This is a genomic window from Paenibacillus sp. FSL H3-0321, assembly GCF_038002865.1.
In the GTDB taxonomy this organism is placed as follows: Bacteria; Bacillota; Bacilli; order Paenibacillales; family Paenibacillaceae; genus Paenibacillus_AQ.
Genome location: NZ_JBBODH010000001.1, coordinates 2,235,165 through 2,256,300 on the forward strand (window position 1 = coordinate 2,235,165; position 21,136 = coordinate 2,256,300).

21 protein-coding genes are annotated in these 21,136 nt (G+C 43.3%); 3 read left to right on the top strand and 18 right to left on the bottom strand.

Translation table 11 applies throughout. The annotated features are described in order from the left end of the window. Window positions 1–243 precede the first annotated feature (243 nt). Complete coding sequence (locus tag MHI45_RS09830) at window positions 244–1,323, top strand: GntR family transcriptional regulator (RefSeq protein ID WP_076109953.1); 1,080 nt, start codon at window positions 244–246, stop codon at window positions 1,321–1,323. 209 nt (window positions 1,324–1,532) lie between these two features. Here the strand turns inward: MHI45_RS09830 and MHI45_RS09835 are convergent, their stop codons facing one another. The 3 genes from MHI45_RS09835 to MHI45_RS09845 form a co-directional block, all read right to left on the bottom strand. After that, the gene (locus MHI45_RS09835) at window positions 1,533–1,964 is read right to left on the bottom strand and encodes a hypothetical protein (protein WP_076109954.1); all 432 of its coding nucleotides are present in this window, start codon (window positions 1,962–1,964) and stop codon (window positions 1,533–1,535) included. Then, complete coding sequence (locus tag MHI45_RS09840; protein ID WP_179091707.1) at window positions 1,964–2,830, bottom strand: DUF4367 domain-containing protein; 867 nt, start codon at window positions 2,828–2,830, stop codon at window positions 1,964–1,966. Before MHI45_RS09840 ends, MHI45_RS09835 begins: the two co-directional genes overlap by 1 nt. A 132-nt stretch (window positions 2,831–2,962) precedes the next feature. Further along, window positions 2,963–3,514, bottom strand: coding sequence for an RNA polymerase sigma factor (locus tag MHI45_RS09845; protein WP_076109956.1), 552 nt, complete (start codon window positions 3,512–3,514; stop codon window positions 2,963–2,965). A 373-nt stretch (window positions 3,515–3,887) separates the two neighbouring features. Here MHI45_RS09845 and MHI45_RS09850 point away from each other — a divergent pair, with 373 nt between their 5' ends. Next, a complete protein-coding gene (locus MHI45_RS09850) occupies window positions 3,888–4,274 on the top strand; it encodes an SH3 domain-containing protein (protein WP_076109957.1) in 387 nt (128 codons plus the stop codon). A gap of 122 nt (window positions 4,275–4,396) precedes the next feature. Here MHI45_RS09850 and MHI45_RS09855 read toward each other — a convergent pair whose 3' ends face one another. From MHI45_RS09855 to MHI45_RS09900, 10 genes are all read right to left on the bottom strand, one after another. After that, window positions 4,397–6,427, bottom strand: coding sequence for a DUF5050 domain-containing protein (locus MHI45_RS09855; RefSeq protein ID WP_076109958.1), 2,031 nt, complete (start codon window positions 6,425–6,427; stop codon window positions 4,397–4,399). Continuing rightward, window positions 6,408–7,631, bottom strand: a complete 1,224-nt coding sequence (locus tag MHI45_RS09860; protein WP_076109959.1) for an ABC transporter permease — start codon at window positions 7,629–7,631, stop codon at window positions 6,408–6,410. Before MHI45_RS09860 ends, MHI45_RS09855 begins: the two co-directional genes overlap by 20 nt. Beyond that, the gene (locus MHI45_RS09865) at window positions 7,625–8,497 is read right to left on the bottom strand and encodes an ABC transporter ATP-binding protein (RefSeq protein WP_076109960.1); all 873 of its coding nucleotides are present in this window, start codon (window positions 8,495–8,497) and stop codon (window positions 7,625–7,627) included. Before MHI45_RS09865 ends, MHI45_RS09860 begins: the two co-directional genes overlap by 7 nt. A 16-nt stretch (window positions 8,498–8,513) precedes the next feature. Continuing rightward, entirely contained in the window at window positions 8,514–9,758 is a 1,245-nt protein-coding gene (locus MHI45_RS09870) for a hypothetical protein (RefSeq protein ID WP_076109961.1), read from the bottom strand. A gap of 5 nt (window positions 9,759–9,763) precedes the next feature. Continuing rightward, entirely contained in the window at window positions 9,764–10,852 is a 1,089-nt protein-coding gene (locus tag MHI45_RS09875) for a beta-glucanase/beta-glucan synthetase (RefSeq protein ID WP_256718068.1), read from the bottom strand. 31 nt (window positions 10,853–10,883) lie between these two features. Next, entirely contained in the window at window positions 10,884–12,125 is a 1,242-nt protein-coding gene (locus tag MHI45_RS09880; protein ID WP_076109962.1) for a M56 family metallopeptidase, read from the bottom strand. A 2-nt stretch (window positions 12,126–12,127) separates the two neighbouring features. Further along, the gene (locus MHI45_RS09885) at window positions 12,128–12,502 is read right to left on the bottom strand and encodes a BlaI/MecI/CopY family transcriptional regulator (protein WP_076109963.1); all 375 of its coding nucleotides are present in this window, start codon (window positions 12,500–12,502) and stop codon (window positions 12,128–12,130) included. A 206-nt stretch (window positions 12,503–12,708) separates the two neighbouring features. After that, window positions 12,709–13,104: a hypothetical protein gene (locus tag MHI45_RS09890; protein WP_076109964.1), complete on the bottom strand. Its 396-nt coding sequence runs from the start codon at window positions 13,102–13,104 to the stop codon at window positions 12,709–12,711. A gap of 628 nt (window positions 13,105–13,732) precedes the next feature. Beyond that, window positions 13,733–14,047, bottom strand: coding sequence for a MazG nucleotide pyrophosphohydrolase domain-containing protein (locus tag MHI45_RS09895; RefSeq protein WP_038595282.1), 315 nt, complete (start codon window positions 14,045–14,047; stop codon window positions 13,733–13,735). A 33-nt stretch (window positions 14,048–14,080) separates the two neighbouring features. Next, window positions 14,081–14,536 (bottom strand): DMT family transporter, encoded by a 456-nt coding sequence (locus tag MHI45_RS09900; protein ID WP_076109966.1) that lies wholly within the window; start codon window positions 14,534–14,536, stop codon window positions 14,081–14,083. A 115-nt stretch (window positions 14,537–14,651) separates the two neighbouring features. On the opposite strand from MHI45_RS09900, the gene MHI45_RS09905 reads away from it, so the two are divergent. After that, window positions 14,652–15,542, top strand: coding sequence for a LysR family transcriptional regulator (locus MHI45_RS09905; RefSeq protein WP_076109967.1), 891 nt, complete (start codon window positions 14,652–14,654; stop codon window positions 15,540–15,542). 197 nt (window positions 15,543–15,739) lie between these two features. On the opposite strand, the gene MHI45_RS35145 is transcribed toward MHI45_RS09905, so the two are convergent. The 5 genes from MHI45_RS35145 to MHI45_RS09925 form a co-directional block, all read right to left on the bottom strand. Beyond that, on the bottom strand, window positions 15,740–15,886 hold the full coding sequence (locus tag MHI45_RS35145; RefSeq protein ID WP_083675541.1) for a transposase: 147 nt from the start codon (window positions 15,884–15,886) through the stop codon (window positions 15,740–15,742). 102 nt (window positions 15,887–15,988) lie between these two features. Next, window positions 15,989–16,639, bottom strand: a complete 651-nt coding sequence (locus MHI45_RS09910; protein ID WP_179091709.1) for a sensor histidine kinase — start codon at window positions 16,637–16,639, stop codon at window positions 15,989–15,991. Between the two features lie 635 nt (window positions 16,640–17,274). Further along, a complete protein-coding gene (locus MHI45_RS09915) occupies window positions 17,275–18,018 on the bottom strand; it encodes a LytR/AlgR family response regulator transcription factor (RefSeq protein ID WP_076109969.1) in 744 nt (247 codons plus the stop codon). A 94-nt stretch (window positions 18,019–18,112) separates the two neighbouring features. Next, window positions 18,113–20,317 carry an FtsX-like permease family protein gene (locus MHI45_RS09920; RefSeq protein ID WP_076109970.1) on the bottom strand — a complete coding sequence of 735 codons (2,205 nt, stop codon included), beginning with the start codon at window positions 20,315–20,317 and terminating at the stop codon, window positions 18,113–18,115. Then, entirely contained in the window at window positions 20,307–21,074 is a 768-nt protein-coding gene (locus MHI45_RS09925; protein WP_076109971.1) for an ABC transporter ATP-binding protein, read from the bottom strand. Before MHI45_RS09925 ends, MHI45_RS09920 begins: the two co-directional genes overlap by 11 nt. Window positions 21,075–21,136: the final 62 nt, after the last annotated feature.

Sequence of the window (21,136 nt, forward strand, 5' to 3'; positions counted from 1 at the left end):
GTAGCGGACTGCAGTAAAGCTATTATGTTAAGTTAATGAAATAGCATACTTTATTTGACCCCATAGTAATACAGACCTGCACAAAATTCAAATTTTTTATGTTATTAGGTCCCATTATTACTTAATTTCCGAGAATATCCTGCTTATTTGATAAAAATCCATTTAAAACACACTCCAAGTACGTATACTTTTTAAAACGATATACGCTATAATTGAGGAAATGTCGATATGAGGTGAACTTACTTGAGCAAGAAGGATTTGACTCTGACAAAGTACCAGATGGTTAAAGACTATGTCTTATCCCAGATTGAGAATCAGGAATTTACAGAGGAAGATCGAATTCCTAGCGAGTCGGAATTTTCCAAGCTGCTGGATGTCAGCACTATCACTGTGCGCAAAGCACTGTCAGAGCTGGTGAACGAGGGCGTGATCTACCGTATCAGGGGTAAGGGGAGCTTCGTCGCCAGTCAAGCGGCCGTCCCGGAAAAGACCTCGAATCTGGTCGCTTTCGTCATTTCCGGCGTCGAACTGTACGATAGTTCGTATATGCAGATCATGAGGGGCATCCAGTCCTTTCTGGGCAAACATGGCTGCAAGCTGATCATTGAATTCGTGGAAAATGACTTCGAACAGGAACGCGAGCTCGTTCTGGGGCTGATTCAAACGGAACTAAGAGGATTACTCATCTATTCCTCTGATCCCGAAGCTGCAAAGGGCTATCTCGGGGAAATTCGAAAAAAAGCGATTCCATTCGTTATGCTTGATCGTTCGCCCTCCGGCTATCCAGTCAACGTCGTCACTTGTAATAACCACGACGGTGCTTATGAAGCAGTAGAATACTTGATACAGCAAGGCCATCAACGAATCGGATTTGCGGCTTACGACTATCATCTGAGTCCGGAGATTGACAGATATAACGGTTATCGCAATGCCATGTTGAATGCGTCCATTCCAATCTCCGAGTCTCTCTTGTTCCTGGATAAGGAAATGGATCACGCTGTGCTTGCACACCTGATTCAAAGCGGGGAGCTGACCGCACTTTTCTGCGCGAACGATAAGCGGGCCCTTGAGGTAATAGAACGGCTGACCGCACTTGATATCCGTATCCCTGAACAAGTATCCCTAATCGGCTTTGACGATTTCGAGAGCTCCAAGTTCGCCAAGGTCGCCTTGAGCACAGTGAAGCAATATTTCGACGTCCTTGGCTATGAGAGTGCCAAGCTGCTGTTCGAAATTACCGAAGGCTCATCCTACGGCAATAAGAAAGTCATGTTGCCTACAAGCTTGGTTATACGTGAGACAACTAAGCGATTCCAAGGTTAATGCAATACAAATATAGCAGCAATGCCAGATCTGGACGGTACTGGTGGAGACAACAGCTACTGTCATGCCTGGAGCTGCCCACCGACCTACTTATTATTAGAGAATCAAGTAGGCCCATGCGCAATTGCATGGGCCTCTCACAGACTTGTACGTGCGGGTCATCGCATACGGCTCCTACGTGCTAGAAGAATTAATAAACATAATACTGATCATTCCACTGTTACAGGAGAAGATACAGATATTTTTGTTTCTGACCCATTATCTTTTTCTACATAAAATTCAACATAGGCTCTATAAGTTGTACCCGCAGAACCATAGTAGAACGTATCGTAGATATAACTGATAGCATCATATTTATAATTATCACTAATCAAGACTTCCACAGGCACCCAATAACCGTTACTTTTTTTTTGGATCGATAACTCCTTAATCCCTAACTTGTCAACAACACCTGTAGCTCCCACGTAGGATTCAACCCTTAACTTTCCGTTTCCATCCGCAAAAACGTTAATACTTGAGGATCGAATGTATGGACTTGCTCGAAGCACTTGATCATCCCCGGCTGCAAAAGCCGTAGAATAAAAGGATAACAATAGAATCATAACCATCGATAACGATACATACTTCCGCAACACACTCATCAGTCTTGACCTCCATTTGTAGGTATAGATTCAATCATCTTCTTCATTTCCTCTACGGAAATTCTGCCATTGATATTGATTACTAAATTGGTATTTGCCCAAACAACTTGTGTTTGCTCCAAGTTATGAAAAATGTAATATTTGATGCCGTTTTGATCGAAGGTTATTACGGGCGTTTCATCCTTTTCGAAAGAAGTCCCTCCTTCAACTACATATCCTTGTTTATACAACAAATAATCAATAATAAGAATGTCATCCGCTTGTTCAGAGGAATAATACAACATGATTCTAGTATTTGTTGTTCGTTCAAATTTCTCTGCATACTTAAAATGGAAACCCTCTGGTAACCACTCCGGCAAAAGTGGCCTGGATTCCACATTTTCAAAAGCTTTATCAATGCTCTCATAGGTTTGATCGTTTGCCGCATTATCGGTTGGCCGCAGGTTTGTTTCTGCCATAAAATCGAAAGTTTCTTCTCCCCAACTGGCAACTATCTTGAAAAAGTTTAACCCGAATGCATTGGCTACAATGGAGGAGAAGCAAAAAAACAATAAGAAAACGGCTGAAACTCTAATTATTAATTTTTTCACAACAGTTCTATGTTTAGCCAATTTCCAGGTCCTGTATTGGTTTTCAATATTCCTCTGCATTGCTTGCGCCTTTTCATCTGAAAGCGGCACTGTGTCTTCCTCAAGTAAATCAAGGGTCTGAACACATTCTTTTAGCAAATCGGTATCCATCGTCTCCGCATCAGCCATCGAAGCCTCATGCAAAATCCGATAGAATTTATCTTTAGCAGCAGCATCACTACTCCTTTCTTGCAGAATTTCCTTAAAGATCCTTTGATCCTCTTTCCGATTATTCATAGCTATTACTCTCCCCATTATGTACATTACATTCGTCCGTTGAGATCACAATGTATTTCATAAAAAATTTATGTGGACGACTTAGACTTAAATGTAACTCGTTAACACTGTTATACAGACAAATTAAAATAACTACATCTCCTTAAAGTAATCACGTATATTATTTGTTATTTTTTTCTTGACCCGATAGATTCTTGTGGTTACGGCAGTATTGGAAATATGGTATTTGTCGACCAATTCTTGTACTGGTAATTGATTTCTAAAATAATCGTTATACAATTGATATTCACTTTCATTAAGACCACTCAAAACTTTTTCACTCAATTCATCTATTTCATATGTATCTTCCAGGCATGCTGCAAGTTCATCATCATCACTAAAGAATTGCATTCTGTCATCTAATACGATCTCATGCCGCCTCTTTATGTACATACTGCGATAGCTATTTCTGACCAAGTTCCTCGCGGTAACATAGAGCCATCCTTCAACGTTAGGATGGTTTTGCAATCTCTCAATCTGCTTCCGGGCTTCAAGGAAAGTATTTTGGGTGCATTCTTCTACAATGTCACTCAGTTGTAATTGCCCTTTGGTTAAACGAGTGCAATAGCCATAGATATTTTTGAAATATTTTACACAAAGTTCTTCGTAAAAATCATCTTGCTGCTTACCTTTTCTTCCCCACAAATGCTGCTCTCTCCCTTCATACCCTTATCGGAAGAACCAAAGGAGGATTACTTACAAGATGCGTCTCCCAATATCATTGTAAATTCTTATATATTTTCCCTTATTATATAATAGTTTACTGGCAGCATCCAGAATGTTACAAAAAATACATAGGTGAAGAGTAATGTCATGGGTATACCCTACTAAGAAAAACCTTATAAATGAAAATAGTTAAGAGAAACATGTGATTCAAGCTAATGAATGTAATGTTCTATATGAGAAGGAGGGAAAGAGATGCTTCATTTGAGACCACCTTAAACAGCTGCTTAGACACCAGAGGTTTCACGAGATACTTTGTTACAATATTCACAAAATTATAAAAGGAGGATTTCATATGTTTAAGAAGCTTGTCAGCTTTTCGTTTATGATTTCGGCCATGTTATTACTTACTCAAGGGGCCTTTGCAGCTGAAACTATTTATAGCAGTGAAAACTCCCAACAACAAGTGCAAGCAGAAAATAGGGAAGTACTAGCCGGGTTAGAACCAAGCTCAACCGCCAGAAGCTCTACTTATACAGTCACTGCGGATGGGGTTCGGCTCAGAAGCACTCCTTCACTGTCTGGAAAGGTTCTCGGGTTGCTCTATAACGGCGATCTTGTAAACGCTCAAACGGGGGGAACAGACGTGACAGCAGACGGTTATGTTTGGAAAAATGTATACAGCTACAACCATGGCGTCTGGGGTTGGATTGTAGTCGATTACATTGAAGAATCAGGCTAAATCTTTATACTAAAAATCAATCGCAATGGCGAAACGTAGCCCATTGCGATTGATCTATTTTTGTTCCTATAATTTTCGCACTCTTAAGCAGTTGAAAATGCTTTGTAATAGACAAATGGAAGCTAACTGCCGGTTTCGCTCCGATCCAGACGGTATTGCTTCTGATCCTCCTTATTCACGTAGAAGATCGATTGCCCCTCGCAATAGAAGCTCAGTACAGGCATATCTGTTAGCTTGTGGAGGTCAGAATCTCGCAAATCCAGGGCATAGAGCTTTTGCTGGTCCTTCCGATTTAAAAAAAGCAGCTCGGTATCGGTCAAGACAAAGGCCTGTGTAATAAGGTCGGGGACTACCGTCTCGGAATCCGTCTTCGTGTCATGTTGGACGACCTGGGATTTTCCATCGACATAATAAATCATGCGGCCGTCAAACGCTACGCTTCTCATGACCGGAGCCCGAAGAACAACCTGCATATCCCCGGTCAGCCGATTGACTCGCCGAATTTCATCTTGGCCGATGAAGTACAAGCTATGCTCATCCAGAAAGAAAGCACTCATGCTCTTAAAAAAATTCACATCTTGAGCATTCGCCTTCGCCAGACCCAATAGAGGACTTTTGTTCATACTCAGCTTCTTTTCGAAGACAACCCGTTCACGAAAAGTCGTTGTATCCACCTCAATCACGGAAAATCGATTCACATTCTCCCTGAACCCTGCTTTGTCCGAATCATATTTTATGTAGTAGACATGTGTGCCTTTTCCAAATAACGCATTCTCCACTCGGGTTAAGGAGGGCATAGGGTTGCGGATAAAGTTGTGCTTTTCACCAGTTTGTTTATCCTCAAAAACAATGCGAATATTCTTCAGATCTGTTTCGTCTACGAAAAAGCGATAATGCTCGTTTTCATAGGATTGCTTGGAGGAATAATTAAAGATAACCCTTGTTCCCGTATTGTCACGAGAGGAACAGCCGGCAAGCGCGGACAATGCCATACATAAAGTGAGCATCAAGCTGGCCGCTCTTATTCCCCGCTTTCGCTTCCCTGTGCTCCACATATTAGTACGCCGTTTCAAAATCACAACCAGTACACCGAGGCAGAGAATGAGCGTAACCGCAAATACGACGCTCCACACAGCAAGAGAGACTTCCCGAAAGACCACATCCAACTGATTATTCAGTGGATTACGCTCGTACTCTGTGCCACGCAGATACCCGGTGGATACCAGAAACCCCAGGGACCCTGGCAAAAAGTATTTCGTCGATTCCAGACTTAGTCCATAGTAGGGAAGCAGAATCACCGCCGTACAGGAAAACAAGGCAACCGCATATTTTTTCAGGCACACCGAAACCAACAAAATCAGCGTGGCAAAACACAAGCTGCCGAACAGCTTGCCCGCCGTTACCCACAAAAAAGCTTCAAACAGGGTGCAATCCCGGGTGGACGTCGCGAAGTAAGACAGGCTTTGCAGTGGGTAACCTCCGTTACCCAGCCCGTATTGAATCTGATAGAAGATATACTGCAAGCCTGTGGACAGCAGGCAAAGCACAGCAACCGTTGATAACGCTAGTCCAATCTTGCAGACCGCATGGTACCGGGTCCCCTTGCGAACCGTAAGGAGGAGGGCATCCATCCGGCTCTCATATTCGAAGCAAAACACCGGTGTTACCAGAAGCAGCAACAGTAATACCCACAATAAATCCAGGCTGTCATGGGCGAGCAGTCCGTTCCAGCCATTCGTGTATAGAAAATAACGATTGACCGGATGCTCACGGACATAGGTATATTGCTCATAGATCAGCTGAAAGCCCTTCTCGTTTTGCAGGAGCGCCTCCAGCGGGCCGGACGTGGACAGAAACGCTGCTTTCCCCATTTTCCCGTCATAGTAATCATCGGTCGCTTTTTGCAGAGCGACCTTGGCGTCGGATATCCGGGCGGCCTCCTCCGTAAAGAACTGTTCGGTTTCCTCTGTGTACGGTCCTTGCACTTGCTTCAGATAGGGCGAATAGAGCGAAGCGTTCATCTCCATGTCCGGGCTCTCGGGCTTATCCAGAACCAGCATAACCGCCGCACTCAAGACAAAATACAAAATGATGAATAACAAGCCTTTCTGCAGGAGGAACATTTTTTTCATCTCATACATCCAAGTTGACACGATTTCCATCCCCCTTGCGCAGTGCATTCTTTCTCATGAAAATTGCCAGGCCGCAAAGAAAGACAATCCCCAAGCTGGCTGCAATCAAGAGAGCGGCGATATAGCTGGGCAACGGGTAGCCCAATAGAGATACAAATTCCGCTCTCCGGAACAGCTCGCGATTAACAACCAGGACAAACGGATTGATAATTTTGAGCAGGATACGCCCGGAGCCCGCGAAGGCTTCTTGCTGGTACATGCAACCGAAAGAAATAAGCAAGCTGAGAATAAAAGGGAGCAACGCGTTACGAAACAAGGAAGAGATCAACAGGAACAACAGTCCAAGTACAAGCATGCCCGCCGTTTTCACCAGCGCAGATAACAAGGCGTATTGACCCAGGTTCATATTCAGCCCAGCGTGGATGAAATCCTCCAGAGCATACAATGGAGAAAAGGCTGCGTCCCACGAGTCAAAGAGGAGGGAAAAGGCGAAAAAATCAACCAGCCAAAACCAAAACGAGACACTGCATACAAACAGAGCCGAGGCCAAAAGTTTAGCCCAAACGGTTTTTACGCCTCCCGCTTTAGTGGTCAATAGCAACGTGTCCATCTCCGTTTCCTTCTCGGACAAAAATACGTTCAAGAGACCGTAGAGACAGATTAGCAATACCAGCAGAGCAGAGAAGTCGTACTGGACATAGTAGTTGTACATCTCCGTGTAGGCGAAGCTGGTGATCGACCGTCCTTGAAACAGTTCCGCAATGGCTGCATTCTTTCGAGAATCGTAATGATTGCCCAATGCTTCATAAAACGTTATGTTGTCCTTGGCGCTGGTCACTACACCCTCGGCATATGCCTTGTAGTCGTAGTCATATTTCATCGGATTCACAAAACAATAACGAAAAAAGTTCCAATCGGTATAGACATTGCTCAAACGTGTACCCGGAGGGCGATAGGTTGTGCTTGTCGTCAGCTCGGCGGTCTGGTTCGCCAGTGGCTGGTAAATAGCCATCAGCTTCCTGATCTTCTCATCCGTAATCGTTCCGCCGAAGTCGTGAAACTGCTCTGCATACAACGCCCCCCATCCCGGGTTCTCAAGCAGCGAATTACTCTCGTGCACACTATAAATTTTCCCGACATTCAACACTGTAAATAAAAGCAGCGCGGCGATAAGCGACCCTTTGCGAAAATGCTTGCGCCATTCATAGCCGATTAACGTTACCATTGCTCGCCCTCTCCGAAATAATACAGGAAGACATCCTCCAGATTGGCCTGCACATTCACGGCGCGGATATCCGGCTTTTCATCGTTTATGACCCGTAAATGAATCTCTTCCTGCTCCCGCAGCATATTACTGATTTTGAGCCGGTGCAGTTTCTCGTCCAGTGTGTCCTCCGACGCGGTTACCTTCCACACCTTTCCAGCCAGCCCGTCCACAAGCGCATGCGGCGTATCTTGCTTTAAAAGCCGCCCGTCCTTCAGCAAAATGACCTGGTTAGCGATGAATTCGATATCGGAAACGATGTGCGTGGCCAGCAGAACAATCCGTTTCTCCGAGAACTTGGTGATCAGATTGCGGAAACGGATGCGTTCCTGGGGATCGAGTCCTGCGGTCGGCTCATCAAGAATCAGAATAGCAGGATCATTGAGCATCGCTTGGGCAATGCCGACGCGCTGGCGCATCCCGCCGGATAAAGCGCCGATTTTTTTACCGGCGGCACCGGTTAAGTTGACAATCTCCAGCAGTTCCTTTGCCCGTTTCTCTCCTTGCGGTTTGGGGATCTCCTTCAGGACGGACATGTATTTCAGGAATTCCAACACTTCGAAATTTTTGTAAAATTGCGGAAACTGCGGCAAATAGCCGATTTGGGACAGGAAGTTCACACCGAGGCTTCGCGCATCCACATCATTGATCAGGATCTGACCTTTATCACTTTTCAAAATGCCGACAAAAATATTGATCAGTGTCGTCTTTCCCGCCCCGTTGGTCCCGAGCAGTCCATAAATCCCGTTATCCATCTCTGCCGAAAAGTCCTGTAAGGCAAACTTCCCCTTGTATTGCTTGGAAATCCCTTTAAATGTGACCTTCACAGGCTGATCACTCCCTTTAAAACCGCTTGGCCACGATTTTCGGTTTGATATCGAGCTGCCGTGCTCCCAGCAATACGATATAGGTTCTCTCATCATCGAAGACTTTTACAATCGGGTCGTTGGCCATATAACGGGCCTCTCCGCCGCTTGATAGGTGTTGCTCCGCTTGCAGCTTGCCGGTGCTGGTATCATACACCCGAATTTTCCAACCGGTTTTGCCCTTTTCCGCAAGTGTGGTGGCAAAAAAACGCCCCTTGTCTGACCCTGTTACAAATCCGCTCTCCCCTTTTTCGGTCAGTCTGAGAAAATTCCTTTTGCTCCCGGGAGTCCCCATGACAAGCAATCTTCCGGAGGGAATTGTAAAATCCTCTGCGAGAAGCAGCTTCTGGTCATATGCCGTCAACTCCTTGCAGGTGTAGTCGTCAAAGGTCAGATTTGCCAGGCCACTGCCATTCAGACTCACCGTTCCGCATGAATCGAAGGAAGTCTTGCCGGGTGCCACAGGGATTTCTAAACTCTGCGCCTTAAAAGCCAAAGTCTTGTCCTTATTGGTAAAACCAATTTGTTCAAAAGTAACGATACCTGAACGTTTTGCGATATCCTTTGCTTGCAAATCAATGACAGTTGTTTTTTTCTTAGTATTGAAGTTATACAAATAAAGTCCGTTATTTGTAGCATAGGCCGCTTGTGTTCCATCAGAAGAAATCGCAATGGCCTTCAAAAATGAAATATGCTCATTCTTATTAAGCAATGGACTAAAGTCAAACGTTGTTAGTTGCTTAAGCATCTGGTCATAAAACACAGCGCGGAACGCGACTTCGCCACCCGTTGTTAACCCTCCACTGCTACTATTGCCGGTAGTGATTTTCACACCGACTGCTACATATCCACGCTTGGTTGTCCACATCAATTGCTGATCGAAATCCATTCCAGCAGTCTCAGCTATTGCTCGTCCAGTTTGCAGGTCAACCAGTACCAATTGATCTGCCGATAAAAAAGCCTTATTCTCATCCGCGTAGTAGATGTTTCGGATATCCCCCTTTATTTGTCCGAATGACAAAGAGACAGGAGCCTGCACGGTGGATGAGCTCGATAAGGGCTGCTCCCCTGCCTTCCCCACACTATGGGTCGAGGCAACGGAGGTTGCATGATTGGAGCTGACGGTTTGACCCGTGATTATTTTGTCAGGTTCGGTACGGATGCATCCTGTTATCACAAATACGAGCAATAGCAGAAGAGCGCCGATTTGTTTTGATTTCATTCCCATCACTCCTTTCCCTTGTAGAGCAGTACGGATGCTGTTTTATCCAAAATGATCACATCATCAGGAAAATCATTCGCGTTAAGGGGGGCGGAAACGACATAGAACGTATTGAAATCCTCCAGTTTCTCCACTTCAATGTCGGCTTCAATTACCGATACATTGCCTTTGGTCAGCTTTGTCTCAAAAGAAACCTTCTTGGCACTAATGGCTTGGTGGTTGATATAGAATGTACTTCGATATTGTACACCGGGATGACCGAATAACTTGAAGGTTACATGTACTTTATCTTTTCCTTCGATTGAATAATTGTCCATACGCACGGCACCATCTATTTGGAGCTCGTTATAGACTTTTTTATCTAATGCATTGAGGTCTACCTTTTCGAATCCGCTGGCCTTTTCCAGTAATTCCTGGGTAATGGGCTCCGTGGTCTGACGAACGTCACTTAACACTTCTTCTTTCAGGATGGAGGGGTCATCCAGTGGCTTGGGATCCGTATTAAAACTAATGATTCCATCCAATTGCAATGTCGTTTGGTAACCTCCGTAAGAAGAAGTTTCTTTCATATCTGGAGTGAAGCCAGGATTATATACACTGATGATGTTGATTGAAAGCTGATCCCCTTTTTCCCCCGTGATTGGGGTGAATACAAAAGTAAATGGAGTATAGTGTTCATCATCATCCGGCACCTCAAAAATGTGCATATACTCATACGGAGTATCTGTTGAATTAAACTTGTAAGGCTGCGGCTGTCCATTGATAAAAATGAGAAATCCAACATTATTGGCTTTTCCAGAGGCGGCCACCTCATAATCTATTTTCATTTCCCCGCCATTGTACGCCATAGGAGCCCTCTGTCCTCTTTGATCCAGCTTTGGATTAGCAAACCTATGACTCATCCTGCCTAAAATCACTTGATTCTCTCCGTCTGTCTCAAATGGATTTTGGGATGGAGCACTTGCCTTTTGAGGCTCAGCACTAGGAGAGAGACTTGAATTCAAGGTTTGCGTCTTATCCGCAGAGCACCCAATAAGAACTAATGAAATGATAAGCATTAATGAAACAAGTCTACATCCCTTTCGTATATTCACATTTTCATCTCCTTTGTGTAATAATATATTTTCACTTTTTGCTTTCCCTGAGTTCGGGTAACATAGATGCAGAATCGGATTTTGATTTAACACCATCCCCAACACCCTCTCTTAAAACAGCTCCTGTCTCTTCTTTTTTCAACTCATTCACCGGGTGATCCTCTTTGATTGGAGACGAGGAAGGAACAGGCGATGCTACGGGTGAGGGAAGTGCTGAACCTTCTGGATCGCTCCCTTCCTGGTTGGATACAATCTCATTTGCTGCGGCTTGTATTGACGACGCTGGCAACGCTGTTTCAGGCTGTGCTGAATTCAGTTGCAAAACTACGCCTGTTCCAACGGCTGCTAAAGAAATTACGATGAGAAGGGAAAACCCCCATTTTTTACCACGGGTATCCATAATGGAATACACTCTTTTCTTTAAACTCAGTTTATTGTCAGAAAAGCTGGTGGAGAACGCGCTGCGTCCTATAGATTGATTCCTCACAACATTAATAATAGTCTCTACATATTGCTGCCGGTTGTTCATATCGGAGTGCATAACGACTGCTTCATCACAGGAAAGCTCACATTGAATAGCGATTTCCCGTGCCATCCGGTAGACGAACGGGTTAAACCAATGCAACGCAGCAGCTGTAAAAATGAGCAGCTTGTAGCCTAAATCCTTGCGTTTGAGGTGAATGAGCTCATGCTTCAGGATGAACCGCAAGGCTTGAATCGAGAGACGATTCGAAGGAAGCAAAATAACAGGATGAGCTAACCCCACCAGCATTGGACCCGAAATAGCGGGACAAATCTGCAAATCTACATGCCGGGTGACATTCAGTTCAACTTTTATCTGTTGCAACAATCGCAATGCCTGTCTGTCGTTGGAATTTTCATTCCAGCGTTTTATCAAACGCAACAGACGTCTGTGCCGGACCATATGCCAGGCGACGAATACGACAACTCCTGTCATCCAAACGCCAACAGCTACACTAAGCCAAGGGAATGCTGTTGCGGTAATCCCGGGAAAAGCTGCCGCTGTTAGCGGATTAATGCTGGAAGGACCGGTACTGCCCAGAGTAGGGAATAACGTATCCACAGAAATAATTGAGACGGGAAGATGGAAACGAAACGGAACAATAAAGCCGATAACAATGACCAGCCAGGCGTAATATCTTCCTTTTGCTGTAAATCTATTTTGCAAAAGAGGCGTAACCGCCATATAGATAGTCCCAATAACCGTCATAGAGACCGAACATTCGAGCAGAGTGATGAGAAAGCTATGCATTGTCACTCCCTCCTTTCCTTCGCCCACTTCAGCAGCTCATCCAGTTCCTTGTCACTCGGACGCTTCTCGTTATAAAGTGTGTTAACGAAGCTTAAAAATGAATCATCATGATATTGCTTCAAGAAATGCTCCGTCTCCAAAGCGAGATACACATCCTTATCGACCAAAGGGTAGTACGTGCGTTCTTTGCCTTCCTTCTCCGTACGTAAAAACCCTCGTTCCACCAGCCGCAGCATAAGGGAGATCACCGTTGGAGCTTTCCACTCGCGCTCTTTACCAAGCTGTTCCATTATCGTCGCTGTCGTAATAGGTGGTTCATTGGCCCAGGCCACCCGCATAATTTCAAACTCGGCCTCTGGAAGTTTCTTTATTTTCATGTAGCCTGCTCCTTTTTTGACAATTGTCTTTTTTCAATATTTTACAATCGTCAAAAATAGATGTCAATGAGTTTTTTACAATCGTCAAATATAAGTACAAATTACTTATGTACTACATAGAAAAAAGTTTATGCCCATGCAGATAGAGCGTATCTCCTCAGTTCTATTCTGCATGGCATAAACTTATTTCAAATAACCATCAATGATTAGAGATGTGTATATGTGAAAACAGCATCCGCACTATATGTGCTGCCGCCTTGCACCCCGTGTGTCCCATAAACAACATATACGTTCGACCCTAACGGTGACAAATATCCATTGTAGCTGGTCGCGCCTCTTGAACTATTGATCTGCGACTTCGTAATAACCGTAGTGCCGTTTACATTTTGTGCAGAGCCGGCGATTGTCAGGTAGGCTCTGTCACTGTTAGAACTTACCGAAGTCGAATAATTTGCAGTGGAGCCCGAAGCCGACAAGGTACCCTTCAGAGTACCATAGCCGTTTACATTTTTGGTGTCCGTATTTGCAAACGCAGTTACTGCAACCGCCAGAGATGCCACAATAATAGAAGTACTAGCAATTAATTTTTTGCCGAATTTCATAGAAATTCCTCCTTAGAATTGTTTTATTATTACTCTGAACTCTGATCCGCAACATATAAGCTAATCCTTTTGAGGTCCTCTTGATTGTCGATTCCTGGCAATCTTTCTCAATGAGGCGGCGACGGTATTCATCCTATACTTCCTGTTTCCACTAATCATCTCCTTTACATTGCAGATTACTATGAAAAGCTGGAGGATAAATAAATATGTAGAATCTATAGCTTTTCGCAGTTTCTCAAAAGCGGCCTCATATATACCATTACATTGGTAATAGGAAATCACACTAAATTCCAAAATTTTTTCAGAGAGAACAAATTCAGTCAAAAATTGTGCGGGAACTAGCGTCTTAGCTTTTGCTGCATCTATACGTATCTCATAGGTGCGGGGATGAAAGTCATCCTCCATCAGTTTAAAAGTTTCCTGGTTGGGCAGTGAAATTAAACGAGCCGATGTTATGCGTTGATTTTGTTTACGAGTGACGCCATAAAAAAATCCTCATTTGAGCTATCTGTTTTGTTAAGAACAGATAGCTCAGATGAGGACCTCTAGCAGGGAATCCTGTGCGGCTGTGGCAGCCCGTTTGAAGCACACAGAATTCGCTATTATTCTGGTTTGCGGAAATACCCGCTCATGAATACCTTTGGGCTAGCTTTTTCTTATGGGAGTGGAATATTTCCTCTAATGAAATATCATACTTGTTTGCGATAACAATAAGATTTCCAAGCACATCCCCAAGTTCTTCCGTTAATTGGCTTTTATTTTCTTCAAATGATCCTCTGCTCTCATCAGGCCGATCTCTGCCGATTTCCAGTGCCCGGATAGCTCTTGCAACCTCACCCGTTTCTTCGGCTAAAAAGCCAATACGAATGAATATATCCAAATCCGACCAGCCTCTGTCTTGATAATACTGTTTTACCCACTCTTGAAAATCAGTAATGTCCAATGATGACCCTCCAATATGTAAAATACAATTCATTCAATGCTTTTGTATGATGTACACGCCCGACACAAGTAAAACTACACCCACAATTCTATAAGGGTTGATTAGGTGAACATCATTTCCTAAAAGACCGAAATGGTCAAATAAAATGGCAAGAATGATTTGACCACAGATTACCAGGCTGAACATATTGGCAAATCCGATTTTAGGAGAAGCAAATATGGTTGTGAATATATAAAACGCACCAAATAGACCACCTGTTAACATCCACCAACGGACACCCTTAATCGTATTTTCACCCGACAATGTATAGGTACCGTTTGCTAAAGTATAGCAAAACACAAGAGCAAGACCCAATGCCCCTACAGCAAAACTAATGAAAGAGGAGAGAATTGGACTTCCGACTTTTGAGCGAAGCTGTCCATTTATTCCAACCTGTAAGGTTAGAGAAATCCCCGATAAAAATGAAAGCAGATAATACAGTAGTGACATATTTGTCGCCTCCCTTGCGGATAAGTCATTGACTACATTCTTTCAGCTCATTATATTGAATAAATAGATATAAGTGAAATACGATTTTCGGATAGGAGGTATACTGAATTCTTATATGTCTATTAATTTAGAGCTTTATAAAATTTTTTATACGACTGCAAAATTGGGAAGTATCTCTAAAGCTGCGAAGGAGTTATTTAGCTCTCAGCCCGCAATAAGTCAATCCATAAAGCAATTAGAGGAGAAACTTGGGGGGCGGTTATTTTATAGAAATGCAAAAGGTGTTTCACTGACCGTTGAGGGAGAAATTATGTTTCAGTACATCGAGCAGGGTTACGGTCTGATGCTGACAGCCGAGCGGAAGTTTTCTGAACTGAAGCAGATGCAGGCGGGACAATTACGGATATCAGTATGCAGTGCGGTATGCAAATACGATTTATTACAATATATCAGCCAATATAATCGTGAATACCCAAATATCAAAATGTATATAAAAGATGATTCGAGTCATGAAATAGCGAGGCTATTAAACGTAGGCGAAATTGATATCGGTATTTTGAATCTCTACAATACGGATGAAAGTAATCTTGATATTATCAAAACCTTACAAATGAAGGACTGTTTCGTTGTAGGCGAAAAGTATAAACATCTTTGTTATGAATCTTTATCCATTCAAAAGCTTACAGAAAACTACCCTATTATCCTCCTTCAACAGGGTGGGAGTACACGAGAATATATTGATGAATATTTTCGTTCTCACGGAATCGCTATAGACCCACAAATCGAACTAAGCAACATGGATTTGATGGTAGAATTCGCCATTAAGGGATTAGGGATTGCTTGCATTATGAAGGATTATGTTCAAAAAGAATTGAAAAGCAAACTGCTATATGAGTTAGTGATTGCGGAAAAGATACCCTCAAGAAGTCTGGGAATAGCAACAAAAAAAGGGATGCCTCTGTCAACAGCTACACAAAAATTTATTAATATTTTTGATGCACAGTAGTCATGTTCAAAAAATAAAGGGGAAAATAAAAATCCGCGATACTCTTTTGCAAAAGAGCATTGCGGTTTTTTAATACCTCTGCTTATGATGGCAATTAATCGTCCCATAGCCTGGAATTGTTGCCCCCTTTTGCTCCAGCTCCGTGCTGATGGATGCGAACAATCGTTGCATCAATCATTACGCTCTCGAAGTCAGATTCAAACTTTTTCTAATATTCGATCCCATACTGCGGCCTTTTGCCATCGGCGGAACCGAGTATACACGGAAGACCAGGAGCCGTAATGTTCTGGCATATCACGCCACGGTGCACCTGTACGTGCTACCCAAAGCATGGCATTGAGCATCTTTCAATTGTCTTTAGGGGGTCTCCCACCTTTTGGATTAGGTTCTTTTTCAAGCAAAAGTATGTATTAGCCCTCCGGTCGGAGGCTGTTTATAAAATATTGTTATCTGCTAAGCGGAAGGACAACAAAGACTTCAAATTGCTTGTAATTTGTAATTTTTCTCAAATATCCGCCGTACTTGGAAGTCACATTCTGGACATTACCTAAACCCAATCCGTGGAATTTAGCATTCTTATAGGTAAGGTGCTTCTTGCTGCATGTACAATCTGGCCTGGAGTTGGAGACATGAATGAGCAGAACCTGATTGGCAGAATTGATTTGCAGACGGATGAATCTCTTTTCTTGTTCAGGAACAAGGCTGACTGCTTCCAGTGCATTATCAAGAACATTTCCAAGAGAAATACATAAGTCATAAGGATCAATCTTGATATCTGATGCGCCAATATAGATTTCATGCTGTACGTTAATATGGTTTTCTTGGGCAATGTTAAGCATGTTACTCACTAAAGCGTCAATTACTAGATTCCCCGTAAAAATTCTTTTATCAGATTCGTTGAGCTCTCTTAGCATTTTATTCGTGTGCACAAGGGCTTCATGGTACTCCTTTTCCTGAATACATGTCTGTATGTATAGCAACTGCTTGTTGGTATCGTGTACAATTCGTTTGATTTCTTCAATAGAACTGGTGGATTCATTCGAAATTACATCATAGTATTCTTTGTGTTGCTGCAACAGATGATTTTCGCCCTCCAATGTGTAATTCCTCATTAACCGCTCGATTATCAGGATTAAGAACACAGTAATCAGAAATATGCAAGTTACAGTGACAGAGATAGATATTCTTTGCGGCTGATCTAGACAGAGACGATGTATTACATACATATTGATAGCAATAATTACCGGCATAATCAGATAGTCACTTTTGTTAATACGGCAGCTTTGGCTATGCCTATAAATCCTGAGCAGCAGCACCAGGAGAAGTTTAGGCAGTGAAGCATAGATGAAAACGAGTTGACGATAATTTATGCCGGACGAAATGCCCAGTTCCGGTATTTGCTGTTCCGAAACCCAACATGCCGAAGCAAACTCCAAGATTAGGCACACAAAAATATAAATCGCGCTATAAGACATTCTCAGTCCGAGGGAATCAATATAGGCATGCGCAATAAGAAAGATACTGAGATAGAACAGCAGTGATGTCTCATATCCAAATGACAAGAAATAGCACAGCAAATAAATAAATATTCCACAAATGGAACAAGGCGTGAACTTTAACCATTTCCCAGTTGAACAGTTATTTGACACTATCTTAAAATATTGATGCGTCAATACTAATTGCACAACTATTATTCCAGTCGACCACAACATGCTGTATAAAAAGAGGCTGCTCATATTCTGGAACTTCCCACAATAAATTCAGCGAAAGCATTTTTGACAGTGCCGGCCTGGGTACGGCCTATAGGAAATTCTTCATCGTTGGACATAATGACTGAAGTGGCTGTAAATCTGCGAACATGCTCCAAATTAATGACAACCGACCGGTGAATCAGCTTGAACGGTTCATTGATTCTCGCCAGGCACTCCGTCAGTGTCCCTGTCACGCAAAAGTTATGATGGATGGTCACGACTTTGATTTTATTCTGAAGCAGGCTGTGCTTGATCTTAGCTAAGGCTATGATCTCGGGCTTACGCAAGACAATATAGCCATTCTCCGACTTCATGGTCACGAAGCGGCTATCGTTCGCAAACAGATAGCTGCACAATCGATTGAATGTATACTTAAACAGATCATAATCCATTGGCTTCACTAAGAATTGAAATGGCTGGACCTCAAAGCTGCTCAACATATACTTTGGATAATGGGTGATAAAAATAAATTGGACATCGTAATCCGGAAAGGAACGGATGGTCTTTGCAGCTTCCAAACCGCTCATCCCGTTCATCTCCATATCCATAATTACAATATGAAAAGCGTATGATCCGGCATCCTTATAATAAGCAAGCAATTCTTCAGCTGCTTCGAAAAAGTGGATTTTGAAATCGTAAGAGGTCTCGATTTGCAGCTGTGAGAAGTACCGCTGCAACCTTTCGTGAATCCGGATTTCATCGTCACATATCGCTACTCTGATCAATGTCTTTTCCCCTTCTCATTTTCGAATTTAGTTAACAAACCGCTGCTTCGGATGAACAATAACTCGACTAGGAAAGCATAGCAACCATTAATCATTATGCGATATTGCGTTTAAACAATATCCACGTACTTATAAAATAGCAACCCAATAGCACTATAACGGCAGACAGCGCTGCAAAACTACTCGTCAATACACTCTGTATTCCGATATAAGCGGACAGTTCTGCGTAAAAGCTGTCAATCATGAAGAATATTAAAAGGATGTTAATAATAAAGGCCATCAGAACGGGTGTACCGAACCAGATCCCCATTTGCTTCAAAATAATACGGTTTAATTGTCGCTCGGATATTCCCATATTTCTTAAGATGCTGAACCTGTATTTAAAATCTGAAGAGTCTGAAAGCTGCTGCAAAGACAAAACAGTGAAGCAGATAATCAGCAGTACTACGCCTGTATAGTTCAGCATTGCCTTTGTTGTGAATCCTCCTGCCGTACTGTCATTGATCTGCAGAGTGCTTAGCCTGATCTCACTTGAATTTCCTGTTGTAGCATCAGCAGTACGAACAGTTTGATCAAAGAGAGTTCTCAATTGTTCTGCATCCTTATAGGGCAGCGGATCTGCAGTATTAATGAAGAGCAATTGATTAGCAGGCATAAGCTCCGCACAGACTTTATCCGGAAATACATATAATGCCTCTGTGTAGGTGTTATACAAATACGGTCCCAGATCATCCTGATAAAAAGGCGCGGAGGATATGACAAGGTCCGCCGTCTCTGCACGGAGCTGCCGATGCTCGTTCAAGAATCCGTTGATCACTTTTGGATCTGCTAACGCATTCCACTGAGTCGTAAATTCCTCTTCGCTCAGCCGGATAGGCTCCAGATTATTCAAGCTTCGCAGAAAGTTATAGTCGGATAGCGAGAGTGCCAACACGGGGAACTGATATTTATTTCTCTTATTGAAATTCTCACGGTTAACGAAATAGCTGGTGAATTCAAGGATCCCGGCAAACTGGACATTCCTGTGCTTTAAGAATTCGGCCACAAAGCCATAGTCGGCCTGAGCTATGTTCTTCTCGTATCGGATATTGTTGTACTGGCTGAACACTTGAACGTCATACTTGCTTTTTTTCTCCAAATGACCGCTCATCCACCCCGTCATGACCGGCTCCAAGGCAAACAGAAATAGAGACAGCGCCAGTATAAGACAAATGATGGACATGGTTTTGGATGTCGTTTTTAATTTGGCCATTATCTGTCCAAAGAGAAACAGATTCTCACCGTTATATGTAAGTCCGGGGGATTTCTCTTTCAAATAGGCTATCCAGCGGTTCAGGAAGTAGAAGAAGCCGCAAACATTGAGCGCCACGAAAAAAAAGGCGGCTGCAATCTCAACATTTGAACTTACGGTTACATGAGAGCTTCGGGATACCCGAAAAGAAAATACCACATTAAAAATACCAAGAGTCATCAGAGTTCCCAACAGGCCATTGAAGCCCAACCGCTTAGAAAAGCATCTCCCGAGTCCAAAATATATTACGGACAAGACCATAATTGCCGGAGATATTACGCTGCCGTACAGAGATATTTGGAGGCTTTCGGGCAAGCTGTCCGAATAGAATTTCCGGAAGATATAAATCCCCCGGAACAGCATTAATGCTGCCGTGGCGGCGGCCAGAATGACCCAGACGGACATCCAGGCGCTGCTCTTGTAATCCGTTTCCGTTTTCTTATCGGCATGCAGCATATCAATAATCTTGATTCTCCGAATGGACCTGATGTTCAGGCATCCGATCAGGCCAAATGCCAAACCAAAGAACAATAGAGTGAACAACAGCGTGTCGGTATAAAGAGGAAAGGTGAATTTGAAGGGCTGGTCATAGGTGCTTAGCAGCATAGCCGTAATCAATTGAGAGAGAAAACATCCCATAATGATTCCAAGGCTAACCGCAATTCCCCCCATGGCAAGCGTCTCTACAAAAAAAAGCTTCGCTGTAGTCTTTTGCTCCATGCCCAGAATGGTCTGAATTGCAAATTCTTTTTGCTTCCGCTTAATCATGTAGTCATTTACGTATTTAATCAAAAATAAGAGAATGGCTGTAATCGCCAGTATAGGCAATGTCATATCCCCGCGGACCGAGGAGAAGGTGAATTCTTCTCCCAGTGAGGGATTATAGTAACGGCTTGATAAAGCCATAAATGCATAGAACAGCCCGACACAGAAAATCAGTGTGACCATATAGATCAAATAATCTTTTCTGGAGCGCTTGATATTCCGCAGGATCATTTTAGCGTACATCGAACAGGTCCCCCCCAAGCAGGGCCATCACATCCAGTATCTCATTGAAAAACTGCTTCCTGGATTTACTGCCGCGATAGATTTCATTAAATATCCGCCCATCTTTGAGAAAGAGCACTCTCTTGGTATAACTCGCAGAGAAAGCGTCATGGGTTACCATCAGAATTGTGGCATCCAGCTGCTCGTTCATGCTTTGTATGGTATCCAGCAGCATTTGTGATGATCTGCTGTCCAGCGCTCCGGTCGGCTCATCGGCAAGGATAAGCTTGGGATCGTTCACCATCGCCCGCGCACAGGCACAGCGCTGCTGCTGCCCTCCCGATGTTTGATAAGGAAATTTATGCAGAATATCATGAATGCCTAACTGAACGGTGATTTGCCGGACACGCACATCGATTTCATGGGGGGGAGTCTTGTTAATCGTAAGCGCAAGAGCAATGTTCTCACCAATGGTCAAGGTATCCAGCAAATTGAAATGTTGAAATATAAAACCGAGGTTCCTCCGGCGAAAACGCGCGAGCTCGCTTTCCGGTATTTCCGTCAAATCGGTTTCCGAAAGATAAATGTGACCTGCACTAACCGTATCAATTGTAGAGATGCAATTCAGGAGCGTTGTTTTCCCCGATCCGGATGCACCCATAATACCAATAAATTCTCCCTGTTTGACCGCGAAGCTGAGATCATCGATCGCCTTCGTAACGGAAGGACCATTACCGTAATATTTCTCTACATGCTCGATTTTCAGTAACTCACTCATGTTTTTCACCTCCACTACAGTGTACCTTGAGCAGGTAAAACATTGTATCCGGAATGCTTTCT